The organism is Vibrio sp. Isolate32 (genome assembly GCF_022397955.1).
In the GTDB taxonomy this organism is placed as follows: domain Bacteria; phylum Pseudomonadota; class Gammaproteobacteria; order Enterobacterales; family Vibrionaceae; genus Vibrio.
In genome coordinates, this window is sequence record NZ_JAKEUQ010000001.1 from 185,579 (window position 1) to 198,595 (window position 13,017).

Consider the following 13,017-nt stretch of genomic DNA (forward strand, 5'->3'; position numbering starts at 1 on the left):
GTTTGCTATTATTGGCGCAGCATATTTCTTGTAACAAAATATGCTCAACTACTCACGTAACTTTTCACGCACAATTTAAGGTAGTTCCTCTTAATGATATGGTTAACGTCTAAAGTTGTAATGACTTTAAGCTTATTACTATATAGGGAATTTAAGAAAAGACGTACGGAAGCTGACGTTGAGGTATAACTCAACAATTTGAAATAAAGGGAAGCAGGCGCTTCCCTTTTTCGTTTCTATTTTTACTTTAAAAACAGTTACTTGAATTGTTAGTAAAAGTCTCGTGACTTAGTTTTTAAGCCAACAATCTCATCGGTAATATCGATAAGCTTCCCTGCAATTACATGCACCACTTCACCTTCTTTTTCTAGGATGCCTTGCACCTTTAACGCCTTGGCTGTGAGATACGCTTGCTGTTGAGCGCGTGCTGTTGCTCCCCATACCACCACATTAATATTGCCCGTATTATCTTCTAGTGTGACAAAGGTGACGCCTGCTGCGGTTCCGGGTGATTGCTTACCCGTTACAAGCCCAACAACGGTGACCATGGATTTGTGTCGTTGTTGTTTTAAGTTTTTCATATGAGTGAATCGACCTAATCGGTTAGCTTCTTCCAGTAAAGTGATGGGGTGCTTATTCAAAGAGATCCCAACACTGGTGACATCCTCAAGTAAATCCTGCATCTCGCTGGGTTGTTGCAATCCTTGTTTGTCATTACCCTTTTCAAAGCTGTCATCGATTTGACTAAACAAAGGTAGATCAGAGGCCGAGTCCATAATCGCCCAGCGAGTTTGAAAGCGGTCACCTGAAACGTTGTGAAGTGCATTTGCTGAGGCAAGTAGCTCAATGTCTTTCTTGTTGATTGATAACTGCTTTACCTGACTAGGGTGGCGATAACCCGAATGCGGTCGGTTAGCGAGTACACTCTGAATACCATGCTCACTCAAGCCTTTGATTTGTCTCATTCCCAAACGTATGGCTAAACCATTTTGTTGAGAGACAACGGTGTGGTTGTCTTGAGAGGCATTCACGCATACTGGGAGTATCGCCACATTGTGTCGCTGAGCATCTTGTACCAATTGCGATGGGCTGTAGAACCCCATAGGTTGGCTATTCAGTAAGGAGGCGTAGAAGCACTCAGGGTAATAGCATTTTAACCAAGCTGAACAATACGCGAGTACTGCAAACGAAGCGGAATGACTTTCCGGGAAGCCGTACTCACCAAAGCCACATATCTGTTTAAAGATTTGCTCCGCAAATTCAGTGTCATAGCCTCGCTTTTGCATGCCTTCAATGAGTTTGGTTTTAAATTTAAATACGTTGCCGTTTTTCTTCCAAGCGGCCATCGCACGTCTGAGCTGATCCGCCTCACCACCTGTAAACCCTGCGGCGACCATAGCGAGCTTTATCACTTGCTCTTGGAATATAGGTACACCCATAGTGCGCGATAGGACGGATTCCACCTCTTTCGAGGGATATCTGATTGGCTCAATACCATCACGACGCTTGAGATAAGGGTGCACCATGTCACCTTGAATAGGACCTGGGCGCACGATAGCGATTTGAATCACCAAGTCGTAGTACGTCCTTGGTTTGAGCCTTGGCAGCATGCTCATTTGTGCTCGTGACTCAATTTGGAATATGCCAACGGTGTCTGCTCGTTGAATGATGCCATATACCTGAGGATCATCCTTAAGGCGAGTGATCTCTGCGATCGTTAATGAACGACCATGAATACGCTTGATCAGGTCGAAGCATTTTCGAATTGCAGACAGCATACCAAGAGCAAGCACATCAACTTTAAGCAGTCCCAGAGTTTCAAGATCATCTTTATCCCATTGAATAATAGTGCGATCGTGCATTGCTGCATTTTCGACAGGTACCAATTCATACAAGGGACCAGAGGAGATCACGAAGCCGCCCACGTGTTGAGATAGGTGGCGTGGGAAACCGATGATTTCATTAACCAAATGGATAAACTGCTGACCTTTTAAAAAGTCAGGTTGTAGCCCTAATAGCGTGAGTTGAGCCTGCCACCCTAGGCTTTTATCTCTGCGGTTGGTGTTCTTGATGAAGTAATCAAGCTGGGTTTCTTGCAGCCCCAAGGCTTTTCCTACATCTCTTACTGCACTTTTGAAGCGATAAGAAATGACCGTCGCAGCAAGCGCTGCACGTTCTCGACCATACTTTTTATAGATGTACTGGATGATTTCTTCACGGCGTTCATGCTCAAAGTCGACATCAATATCGGGCGGCTCATTACGCTCTTTACTGATGAAGCGTTCGAACAGCACTGAGATCTGCCTTGGGTCGACAGAGGTGATCTCTAGGCAGTAACAAACCACGGAGTTGGCCGCTGAACCTCGACCTTGATAAAGAATGCCTTGGCTTTTAGCAAACATGACGATGTCGTGAATGGTGAGAAAGAAGAACGGGTAGTCGAGCTCATCAATCAGCCCCAGTTCTTTATCTATGATGTTCTGGATGTCGCTAGGTACACCTTGTGGGAAGCGATCCCGTTTTCCTTTTTCGACCAACATGCGCAGATAACTCATGGGTGTCTCACCTTGAGGGATCAGTTCACTTGGGTATTCGTAACGTAGGCTACCTAAGTCAAATTCGCACAGTTCAGAAATTCGGTTGCTCTCTTCTAGCCACTCAGCTTTGAAAATATGTGAGATCTTATTGATACTTCGCAAACAGCGCTCGGCATTAACGAGTAAGTGACTGCCCACTTCGGTAATGGGTTTCTGGTACTTAATTGCAGTGAGGGAGTGTTGTAAGGGCAAGCGGTTAGCATTGTGCATCAACACACCACCACAAGCGGTAATTGGCAGTTGGTGATGCTGTGACAGCTCAACGCAGTAATTTGTGTATTGTTGGTCGGTCTGTTTTAGGTGTCGTTGTAAGCCAATCCACAATCGACCTGAGTGGTGCTGAGAAAGCCATTGTCCCCAATGTGCATCTTCATTTTTCTGTTGAGGAAGCCAAAGAATAAAGCAGTGTTTAGCCGACATGATATCCCACTCAGAGAGCTGGTAATGTCCCTTGCTACTACGACGTCTCGCGTTGGTAATAATGCGGCACAGCTCGGCATAGGCCTTCCTATTTGGGCATAACAAGACTAATTGGCACTCGTCATTTAGCCAAAACATGCTCCCGACAATCTGCTTGAGCGACAGTTTATGTTGCTTGAGCGCAGAGTGGACCTTAACGATGCCCGCTACCGAGCACTCGTCGGTGACCGCGAGTGCTTTGTAACGTAAGAAGTCGGCCTGTAAAACTAGCTCTTCTGCGTGCGAAGCCCCCTCAAGGAATGAGTAATTGCTTTGGCAAAAAAGCTCTGAGTATTGCTGAGACATAATGGAATCTCACTTAACCATTGCGAGTGAACATGATTGAAAGCGACGTTTAAATTGAGTAAGTAGTCTTACCGACTAGCTAAATAAGCCGTGTAAAAACCACTGTTTATCGGGTGTTCTAAATACCCATAACCATCGACCGTTTTCACTGTGAGCAATAAAGTAGTCACGAATGATTTTCTCGCCATCCCACCACCCAGATACAATACGCTCAGGGCCCCGAGATAAGGTAACGCTTTCTGTTAAGGCTTCGGGCTCTGGCAGCAATATACTGGGCCTGAGTCGCTGCTGAGCTATGTTGAGAGTCGGCGCTGCTTGTTCCACAATTTCAAAAGTGGCTTGTTTCTTTGCTGCGGTTTTACTCAGGGTTGGAAGCGAATAGCGATTGGCTTTTTCTGGCCTAGGATCCTGCTGTATTTTCGGTGTTTGAATACAGGCTTGCCCTAGCTTTGCCTGTAACAGTGACAGTAGATCTAACGCAGCAAGTGTTCCGGTATTACCATCAAAAAGATCATGGTAGGCCATTTGAGGTTCTCCATGACGAGCTAACGTGAGAGTAAGCCCTTGAACGGGGGCTGTGAGCTTGAGTGACTCTAAGGTGAGATGGGTAAGGTTAGCCCACTTTTCAGCAAGGTAGTCGCCCTGTGCCGAATAGAAAGAGACATGGTGGTCGTCTTTATCCCTGAGATGCAGAGTCAGTGTTAGCTCAAACGCGACTCTGTCACGTAGCTTCAAAAAGCATTCCAGCTGATTCAATAATTTCAGTAGTGGCTTTTCGATAAAAAGAATGTTTTCTATATCAAACAACAGCTCCAGATATTGCTGGAAGCTTTCTGGTGGGTGATAGAAATCAATAGGGTGTTTAAACTGCCCATTAAGGCGACCAACATAATTGACCAAGTCGATATCAAAGCGACGTGCGACTTCTTGTAAAGGCAGCTTCAATAGCTCTTCAACGATATTAATACCGACACGATTTAATCGCTCAACTTGCTTAGGCGGCAACTCACTAGAACTCAATGCTTGTTGGTTAACCCAAGCCTTCATCTGTTGAGCATTGTCTGTTACTTGATTGATCGCTTGTTTGCCCAGAAGGATCGCAGAAAGCGGTGAGTAACCTGTGGCAAAACCGAACTTAATGTTGAGAGCTTCAATATGGCTTTTGAGCTCATGCCAGTAGTTATCCAGCCCATCGTAAAGTGATAGCATGTTAGAAGCTTTAATCAACAAGCCATTGGGTGGCAACAGAGTCATGTCGGAAGTCACCAGATACGCCCATTGAGCTATCTCTTTCAGTTTGTTTTTCTCAAGTTCAATGCTGTATGGATGAACGTGTAAGTTATGACAAAGCGCCGCCGCTGACCCTAATCCCATACCCAGTGTGATGCCTGATTCCAGTGCGACTTGATTAGCTTGTAGCACACGATGATCTTTTTCATCCACGATGATAATTGGTTGCTCATGTGATTCTTTGTTTGAGCCTAATTCACTTGAGTTAAACAAGGTATCCAATTGCAGAGATGGAAAGTACAGATACAGCCACAGCATGCGCTAGCCTTGTTTCGCAATAGGAAAAGCCAGTACAGTGTTATCAGACAAGGCACGGTGTGAACTGTCGATGCTGATGACTTTCTCTGTCAGTAACGGCCAATTGTGGGTCATATCGAGAATAAAGCTGCCATACGACCAACTGCCTTTTCTCTTAGTCACCTCAACCTTTAATCCCTGCGCGTGAGAAGAGAGCTTCATGCTTAAAGAAACGGGCAGAGATAACTGATTATGGCTGGTGGCTTTAAAGTGAAATTGCAGGCATTTACCTGTTTCACTTGCTGCTTGTAGGCGTTTGGTTTGGTGTATTTCGAGATCGGCTCCCCATAACAATACAGAATGACAAGCACCGCTCTTTAGGCATTGCTCGGCTGCCCACAATGCATCGAGATCGCGTTGAGGCTCGATCACCAAGATGTTATCGAGCTCAATCCCTTGGCTGCTAAAAAACTCGGCACAGATCTTCCCTGGCGGGTTAATGAAGATGGCCAGTTTCTGTGAGTTTTGCTGAGCTAAATAGGGCGTAAGCAGGCGAAGTTCGCCAATCCCTTGTTGTGATTCAACTTCAATAACGCCGTGTGTAGGAAAGCCACCATCAAGTTGTTTATCCAATTGTGGATAGCCTGTTGAAGTGGTACTTCCTAGCGTTGTTGATTGTAGCCCTTTCCAGATTAGCTGGCGGTCTTGTAAGTTTTTTATGAGTTCATGCATAATTAAGCACCTGTATATTTATACAGTATATTTAACAATGAAAAAGATGCAAAGCAAAATGATGAAAATTAGGTGAACTAAATATTAGATGCTTGATTTAGATACAAAAAAGTCGCTACGGAAGCGACTTTTTACTGTTGGTTAATGATATCAGTTACTTAGGTTGAGCATCGATACATTGGCCATTAATGTCTGTCACACTTGGGTTCATTAAGTGTAGGTACAGCGAGATGATGTCGAGTGGCGTTTTCAGCTTGTTTGCATCTTCACCTGGGTACGCTTTTGCGCGCATGCGTGTTTGAGTGCCGCCCGGGTTGATCGCGTTAACACGGATATTAGTGTCTTCAAGCTCATCCGCTAGGATTTGCATCATACCTTCGGTAGCAAACTTAGAGATCGCGTAAGTGCCCCAGAATGCACGGCCAGAGTGGCCAACGGTAGAAGACGTAAATACGATACGACCTGCTTCCGCTTTCTTAAGAGCAGGTAAAAGTGCTTGAGTCATCAAGAACTCAGACTTCACATTGATCTGCATAACATCATCAAAAGTCTCTTCATCAATTTGCTCAAACGGGCTAAGAGTACCGAGAACGCCAGCGTTATGAAGTAGACCGTCTAAACGACCGAACTGTGATTCAATGGTTTCAGCCATATCAATGTAGTTCTGCTTTGTCGCGCCTTTTAGATCTAATGGGATGATCGCAGGCTGTGGGTAACCAGCACTTTCGATTTCATCGTAAATAAATTCAAGGTTTTTAACATTGCGGCCTAGCAGAATAACTGTCGCGCCATGTTGAGCGAAGCTTAGTGCTGCTTGGCGTCCAATACCGGCACCAGCACCAGTAACCAAAATTACTTTATCTTTGAGGGCATCTGTAGAGATTGGGTAATCCACTGTGCTTATCCTTCTTTCTTTTATTATGTTCGCCATTCCATTGATGTTTAATCACACAGATAACCGCAGGAATGATGAGAAATTCTTGGTAATCGTGACAAGATGGTTACAATACACTAATTCATACAATAGGGGATATGACATTGGAATTTTTGTTGGACTACGGCTTGTTTTTAGCCAAGATTGCGACCGTTGTAATCGCCATCATCGCAATTTTAGTCATTGCTAAATCTGTGGGTGGAAAATCAAGCGCGATTAAAGGTGAGCTGGAAATCACGAACCTATCTGAACACCATAAGCAGACAATCGAACAATTAGAGCACCATCTATACGATGATGCCTTCATCAAAGCCCGTGATAAAGCAGAAAAGAAAGCGGAAAAAGAGAAAGTAAAATCACGCGGTAAAGAAGTGAAAAAAACAGCGAAAGAGGGTGAGCTTGATAGTAAGCGTGAACCACACCTATTCGTTCTTGATTTTAACGGCAGCATCAATGCGAAAGAAGTGGCTTCATTACGTGAAGAGGTAACGGCGGTTCTAGCTGTGGCTCGTGAAGGTGATGAAGTATTGCTTAAGCTTGAATCTGGTGGTGGCATGGTTCACGGCTACGGTTTGGCGTCTTCCCAACTTGATCGTATTAAAGCGGCAGGTTTGCCTTTGACTATCTCGGTAGACAAAGTTGCGGCAAGCGGCGGCTACATGATGGCATGTATTGCAGACAAAATTGTGTCAGCGCCTTTCGCTATCGTTGGCTCTATTGGTGTTATCGCTCAACTGCCAAACTTCAACAAACTGCTTAAGAAGCACGATATCGAGTTTGAACAGCTAACAGCAGGTGAGTACAAGCGTACCCTGACTATGTTTGGTGAGAACAGCGATAAAGCACGCGAGAAGTTTAAAGAAGAGCTAGAAGAGACACATGGTCTATTCAAAGACTTCATTCGCGACCATCGCCCAGCACTTGATCTTGATAAAGTGGCGACGGGTGAACACTGGTTTGGTACGCAAGCTCATGAACTTGGGCTGGTGGATGAGATCCGCACTTCTGATGATTTAGTTGTTGAAGCATGCAAAGACAAGACAGTGCTAGCGATTCACTACGTACAGAAGAAAAAACTGTCAGACAAGCTAGCTGGCGTGGCAGGTAAATCTGCAGACAGCGTGCTGATGAAGCTGATTGAACGCGGTCAAAAGCCGATTGTTTAAGCTTATTTAGTTCTAGTTCTAGTTCTAGTTCTAGGTTGAGTGCCTCACGTTTATTTAAAGACGTTTGAGCCTTGAAAAGAAAGCGCATAAGTCATCAGACTTATGCGCTTTTTTATTGCTCCACTTCCGAGCGGGTGACCACTATGTTGTAGGGGGAGCGGAGTTTTATACCCATTATCTACTTACTATGATGGATATTAAATCTTGGCTCCATAATCATTGCGTTTCGGACAAGTGGTCAGGATTTCTCTATGACCTGTGTCTTTGAGCTCCTCAAGAATTACGTCAAAGCCCCACAAGCGATAGAGATGCTTCATTACTTCGTCGTAGCCTTTATCAAGCGGGATACGGTCATGAGGCACATACTGCAGCGTCATTGATCGGTCGCCACGTACATCAACATTAAACACCTGAATATTCGGTTCAAGGTTACTGAGGTTGTATTGCGCTGCAAGCTTCTCTCGAATCAGGCGATAGCCCGGGTCATTATGAATCGCACTCACTTCAATGGTGTTTTTTCGGTCATCATCAAGTACTGAAAACAGCTTAAAGTCACGAATGATCTTTGGAGAAAGATATTGGCTTATGAAGCTTTCATCTTTGAAGTTGTGCATCGCAAAGTGCACCGCTTCTAGCCAATCCGTTCCTGCCAATTCAGGGAACCACTCTCTGTCTTCATCGGTTGGTTCTTCACAGATGCGTCGGATGTCTCTAAACATCGCGAAGCCAAGTGCGTAAGGGTTTATCCCGCTGAAGTAAGGGCTGTTGTAAGCAGGTTGTGCAACCACACTGGTGTGGCTGTGCAGGAATTCTAAGATGAACTTGTCACTCACCAAGCCTTCGTCGTAAAGGTGGTTCAGAATGGTGTAGTGCCAGAAGGTTGCCCAACCTTCATTCATCACTTGCGTTTGTTTCTGAGGATAGAAGTATTGGCTTACTTTGCGAACAATACGAACACACTCACGTTGCCAAGGTTCAAGCAGTGGAGCGTTCTTCTCAATAAAGTAGAGAATGTTTTCTTGAGGCTCGCTAGGGAAGCGGATTTTAGTTTCTTCTTCCTTACTTTTGTTTTGAGGAACCGTTCTCCAAAGCTCATTTACTTGAGATTGCAGATAAGCTTCACGCTCTTCTTGTCTTGCCGTTTCTTCTGCAATGGAAATCTTTTCAGGACGTTTGTATCTGTCTACGCCGTAATTCATCAACGCATGACAAGAATCAAGCAGCTGCTCGACCTCAGCCACGCCATACTTCTCTTCACAATCATTGATGTACTTTTTCGCGAACAGCAAGTAATCGATGATGGAGCTCGCATCTGTCCAAGTTTGGAATAGGTAGTTGCCCTTAAAGAAAGAGTTATGGCCGTAACAAGCGTGCGCCATTACTAGCGCCTGCATCGTCACCGTGTTTTCTTCCATCAGATAAGCGATACAAGGATCTGAGTTGATCACGATTTCGTACGCGAGTCCCATTTGACCATGCTTGTAGTTTTGTTCGGTTTGAATGAATTTCTTACCAAACGACCAGTGATTATAATTGATGGGCATACCGATACTGGAGTAAGCATCCATCATTTGCTCTGAGGTAATCACTTCAATCTGGTTTGGGTAAGTGTCTAAACGGTAATGCTGCGCCACACGCTTAATTTCCACGTGATATTGCTCTAAGAGGTTGAACGTCCAATCTGGACCATCAGGCAGCATCTTGTCGTTTTTCTTTTGTGCAGCTTTTTTCTCTGCAACGTTTGATTTCGCTGTCATGGCAAGCCCCTTACGCTGTCTCTTTCTTGAACAGTTCTCTAAACACAGGGAAGATATCATCCACTGTTTTGATGTTTTTCATGGCGAAGTTGTCGAAGCTCGCTTCTAACTTCTCATACTCGTGCCAGAGCGTTTGGTGTGAGCGACGCGTGATTTCTATGTACGAGTAGTATTGGCAAGTGGGCAGAAGCGTATTGACCAGTAACTCTTTACAGCGGGGCGAGTCATCTGCCCAGTTATCACCATCAGAAGCTTGTGCAGCGTAGATATTCCACTCATTAGCCGGGTAACGGTCAGCGACAATTTCTTTCATCAGTTTCAAGGCGCTCGATACAATGGTGCCACCGGTCTCTTGCGAGTAGAAAAACTCATGCTCGTCGACTTCTTTGGCTTGAGTATGGTGACGAATAAACACCACATCGACATTTTCGTAGGTGCGATTAAGGAATAGATACAGCAGCACATAGAAACGCTTTGCTATGTCTTTAGTGGCTTGGTCCATTGAGCCAGACACATCCATCAAGCAGAACATCACCGCTTGGCTAGATGGAATAGGGCGTTTCTCGTAGTTTTTGTAACGTAAATCGAAGGTATCGATGAATGGCACGCTATCGATTTTTTTACGTAGCTCGGCGATCTCTTCCTTGATTCGAGCTTCTTCAAACGGTTGAGCGGGCTCGGTCATTTGAACTTGATCGAGCTGGTCCATTAGCGTTTTTAAATCGCGTTTTCGACCTGCTGTCATTGCGGTTCGACGAGCAAGTGACTGTTGCAGTGAGCGAACAATCGCGATGTTGGATGGAATCCCCGCGCTTTGGTAACCAGAGCGGTGCGTTTTCCATTCAGTGATCTTGTTGACCTGATTTTTTTCTAGGTTAGGCAGAGCGAGGTCTTCAAACAGAATATCAAGGTATTCGTCTTTTGATATTTGGAAGGTAAACTCATCTTGACCTTCGCCATCGGGGCTTGCATCCCCTTGGCCTGAGCCACCACCTTGACCGCCACCTTTCGGGCGATCGATTTTGTCGCCGGTGATGAATTGATCATTACCAGGGTGCACGCGTTCTCTTACGCCACCTTGACCTTGGTGAAAGCTTGGTTCTTTGATGTCTTTATGAGGAATAGTGACGTCCTCACCAGTTTCAGTGTTGGTGATTGAGCGTCGGTTGACTGCATCGGCCACAGATTCTTTGATTTGCTCTTTATGGCGTCGTAAGAAGCGCTGTCTGTTTACAGCACTCTTATTCTTGCCATTGAGCCTCCGATCGATAAATTGTGCCATAAGAACTCCCTCTCAGCTGATGTCGCGATCCTACTTTTACAGGGTATAAGAGTTATTGGTTGGTACGAGCTGCCCACATGAGCAGCTCTATACCGTTTAGTTATGAGGATTTACGAACTCTTAGATACCACTCAGATAGCAGTCGCACTTGTTTCTCGGTGTAGCCTTTTTCCATCATACGAGCAACGAAGTCGTCGTGCTTTTTCTGATCATCCGTTGAGGTCTTAGCATTGAACGAAATAACAGGAAGTAGCTCTTCTGTGTTGGAGAACATTTTCTTCTCAATCACAGTGCGCAGTTTCTCGTAGCTCGTCCAAACTGGGTTTTGACCGTTATTGTTTGCTTTGGCTCGAAGCACAAAGTTCACTATCTCATTTCGGAAGTCTTTAGGGTTACTGATACCGGCTGTTTTCTCGATTTTCTCTAGTTCACCATTCAAAGAAGCACGGTCAAATAGCTGGCCTGTTTCTGGATCGCGATACTCTTGGTCTTGAATCCAGAAGTCAGCGTAGGTTACATAGCGGTCGAAGATATTCTGACCGTACTCAGAGTAAGACTCTAGGTATGCGGTTTGAATTTCCTTACCGATGAACTCTACGTAGCGTGGCACTAGGTATCCTTTCAAGAACTCTAGGTACTTCTCAGCGGTTTCTTGAGGGAATTGCTCACGTTCGATTTGCTGCTCAATCACGTAGAACAGGTGCACTGGGTTCGCAGCCACTTCGGCTTGGTCGAAGTTAAATACACGAGACAAGATCTTAAAGGCGAAACGTGTTGATAGACCTGACATGCCTTCATCAACACCCGCATAGTCACGGTACTCTTGGTAGCTCTTCGCTTTTGGATCGGTGTCTTTTAGGGTTTCACCATCGTAAACCCGCATCTTAGAGAACAGAGAAGAGTTTTCAGGCTCTTTCAGTCTCGATAGGATGCTGAATTGCGATAGCAGATCGAGTGTGCTTGGAGAGCAAGGCGCTTGGGATAGTTCACTGTGCTCAAGCAGTTTCTTGTAGATCTTAACTTCTTCAGACACACGCAGACAGTAAGGGACTTTTACAATGTACACACGGTCGAGGAAGGCTTCGTTGTTCTTGTTGTTACGGAAAGTCTGCCACTCGGATTCGTTCGAGTGAGCCAGAATCATACCGTCGAATGGTAATGCAGAAAGCCCTTCAGTACCGTTGAAGTTACCTTCTTGAGTCGCTGTTAGTAGAGGGTGCAATACCTTGATTGGTGCCTTGAACATCTCCACGAATTCCATCAGACCTTGGTTTGCTTTACATAGCGCACCAGAGTAGCTGTAGGCATCTGGGTCATCTTGAGAGAAGTGCTCAAGCTTACGAATATCAACTTTACCTACCAGAGATGAAATATCTTGGTTGTTTTCATCACCTGGCTCTGTCTTCGCGATCGCAACTTGATCGAGAATAGAAGGGCGCAGTTTGATGACTTTGAATTTAGAAATATCGCCACCAAAATCATGGAGACGTTTCGCTGCCCACGGAGACATAATCGAGCGAAGGTAGCGTTTCTCAATGCCATATTCGTTCTTAAGTAAGTCGCCGTCTTCGTTGACATCGAACAGACAGAATGGGTGATCGTTTACTGGGCTTCGTTCACCGTCAGCAGACAATACATAAATTGGTAGCTTTTGCATCATGGCTTTGAGTTTCTCAGCAAGCGAAGATTTACCACCGCCCACAGGGCCAAGTAAGTAAAGGATCTGTTTGCGTTCTTCTAGGCCTTGAGCCGCATGTTTTAGATAAGAAACAATCTGTTCAATCGCGTCTTCCATGCCGTAAAAATCTTCAAATTCACGGTAGCGAGATATGACTCGGTTCGAGAAAATACGACTGAGATGAGGGTCTTGAGCGGTGTCAATGACCTCCGGTTCGCCAATGGCAAGAAGTAAGCGTTCTGCGGCGTTAGCGTAAGCACTTTTATCGTCTTTACACAGCGCCAAGAACTCTTGCAGTGTCAGCTCTTCTTCCTTGGCTGCTTCATAACGTGATTGATAGTGGTCAAATATACTCATAGTCACATTCCCCTTGTTAATCAGTCAAAACTGACGAGCGATTGAAAATAGGCTCTCCCTACATTTTAAGGTTAGACCCGCTTCCACAATTTTGCTTAACAATTATGTATTTATTTACAATTTTGCGTGTTGAATGGCTAACGAAAGCAATAGGCAACTTGAGCCGAGAGGAATCGAATTATTTTACATTCGCGGGCTATCGACGGTTTGTTTTGTGATTTT

The 13,017-nt window shown here is 45.0% G+C and carries 8 protein-coding genes; 1 reads left to right on the forward strand and 7 read right to left on the reverse strand.

Annotation, left to right across the window (positions count from 1 at the left end; all coding sequences use genetic code 11):
- Window positions 1-269 precede the first annotated feature (269 nt).
- The 4 genes from L1D11_RS00810 to L1D11_RS00825 form a co-directional block, all read right to left on the reverse strand.
- Window positions 270-3,362, reverse strand: a complete 3,093-nt coding sequence (locus L1D11_RS00810; protein ID WP_239833103.1) for an error-prone DNA polymerase — start codon at window positions 3,360-3,362, stop codon at window positions 270-272.
- A gap of 75 nt (window positions 3,363-3,437) precedes the next feature.
- Window positions 3,438-4,910: a DNA polymerase Y family protein gene (locus tag L1D11_RS00815; RefSeq protein ID WP_239833104.1), complete on the reverse strand. Its 1,473-nt coding sequence runs from the start codon at window positions 4,908-4,910 to the stop codon at window positions 3,438-3,440.
- Between the two features lie 3 nt (window positions 4,911-4,913).
- Window positions 4,914-5,621, reverse strand: coding sequence for a translesion DNA synthesis-associated protein ImuA (gene imuA / locus L1D11_RS00820; RefSeq protein ID WP_239833105.1), 708 nt, complete (start codon window positions 5,619-5,621; stop codon window positions 4,914-4,916).
- A 154-nt stretch (window positions 5,622-5,775) separates the two neighbouring features.
- Window positions 5,776-6,516, reverse strand: coding sequence for a YciK family oxidoreductase (locus L1D11_RS00825; RefSeq protein ID WP_239833106.1), 741 nt, complete (start codon window positions 6,514-6,516; stop codon window positions 5,776-5,778).
- 137 nt (window positions 6,517-6,653) lie between these two features.
- Here L1D11_RS00825 and sohB point away from each other — a divergent pair, with 137 nt between their 5' ends.
- Complete coding sequence (gene sohB, locus L1D11_RS00830; protein ID WP_239833107.1) at window positions 6,654-7,721, forward strand: protease SohB; 1,068 nt, start codon at window positions 6,654-6,656, stop codon at window positions 7,719-7,721.
- 197 nt (window positions 7,722-7,918) lie between these two features.
- Here the strand turns inward: sohB and L1D11_RS00835 are convergent, their stop codons facing one another.
- The 3 genes from L1D11_RS00835 to L1D11_RS00845 all read right to left on the reverse strand — a co-directional run bounded on the left by L1D11_RS00835 (window position 7,919) and on the right by L1D11_RS00845 (window position 12,795).
- On the reverse strand, window positions 7,919-9,478 hold the full coding sequence (locus tag L1D11_RS00835; RefSeq protein ID WP_239833108.1) for a SpoVR family protein: 1,560 nt from the start codon (window positions 9,476-9,478) through the stop codon (window positions 7,919-7,921).
- 10 nt (window positions 9,479-9,488) lie between these two features.
- Window positions 9,489-10,760: a YeaH/YhbH family protein gene (locus L1D11_RS00840; protein WP_239833109.1), complete on the reverse strand. Its 1,272-nt coding sequence runs from the start codon at window positions 10,758-10,760 to the stop codon at window positions 9,489-9,491.
- 100 nt (window positions 10,761-10,860) lie between these two features.
- The gene (locus tag L1D11_RS00845) at window positions 10,861-12,795 is read right to left on the reverse strand and encodes a PrkA family serine protein kinase (RefSeq protein ID WP_239833110.1); all 1,935 of its coding nucleotides are present in this window, start codon (window positions 12,793-12,795) and stop codon (window positions 10,861-10,863) included.
- Window positions 12,796-13,017: the final 222 nt, after the last annotated feature.

What these genes read in the sequence shown, in the direction of transcription:
- L1D11_RS00810 (WP_239833103.1), bottom strand. Translation starts at nt 3,362, where the DNA reads ATGTCTCAGCAATACTCAGAGCTTTTTTGCCAAAGCAATTACTCATTC.
- L1D11_RS00815 (WP_239833104.1), bottom strand. Translation starts at nt 4,910, where the DNA reads ATGCTGTGGCTGTATCTGTACTTTCCATCTCTGCAATTGGATACCTTG.
- imuA (WP_239833105.1), bottom strand. Translation starts at nt 5,621, where the DNA reads ATGCATGAACTCATAAAAAACTTACAAGACCGCCAGCTAATCTGGAAA.
- sohB (WP_239833107.1), top strand. Translation starts at nt 6,654, where the DNA reads ATGACATTGGAATTTTTGTTGGACTACGGCTTGTTTTTAGCCAAGATT.
- L1D11_RS00835 (WP_239833108.1), bottom strand. Translation starts at nt 9,478, where the DNA reads ATGACAGCGAAATCAAACGTTGCAGAGAAAAAAGCTGCACAAAAGAAA.
- L1D11_RS00840 (WP_239833109.1), bottom strand. Translation starts at nt 10,760, where the DNA reads ATGGCACAATTTATCGATCGGAGGCTCAATGGCAAGAATAAGAGTGCT.
- L1D11_RS00845 (WP_239833110.1), bottom strand. Translation starts at nt 12,795, where the DNA reads ATGAGTATATTTGACCACTATCAATCACGTTATGAAGCAGCCAAGGAA.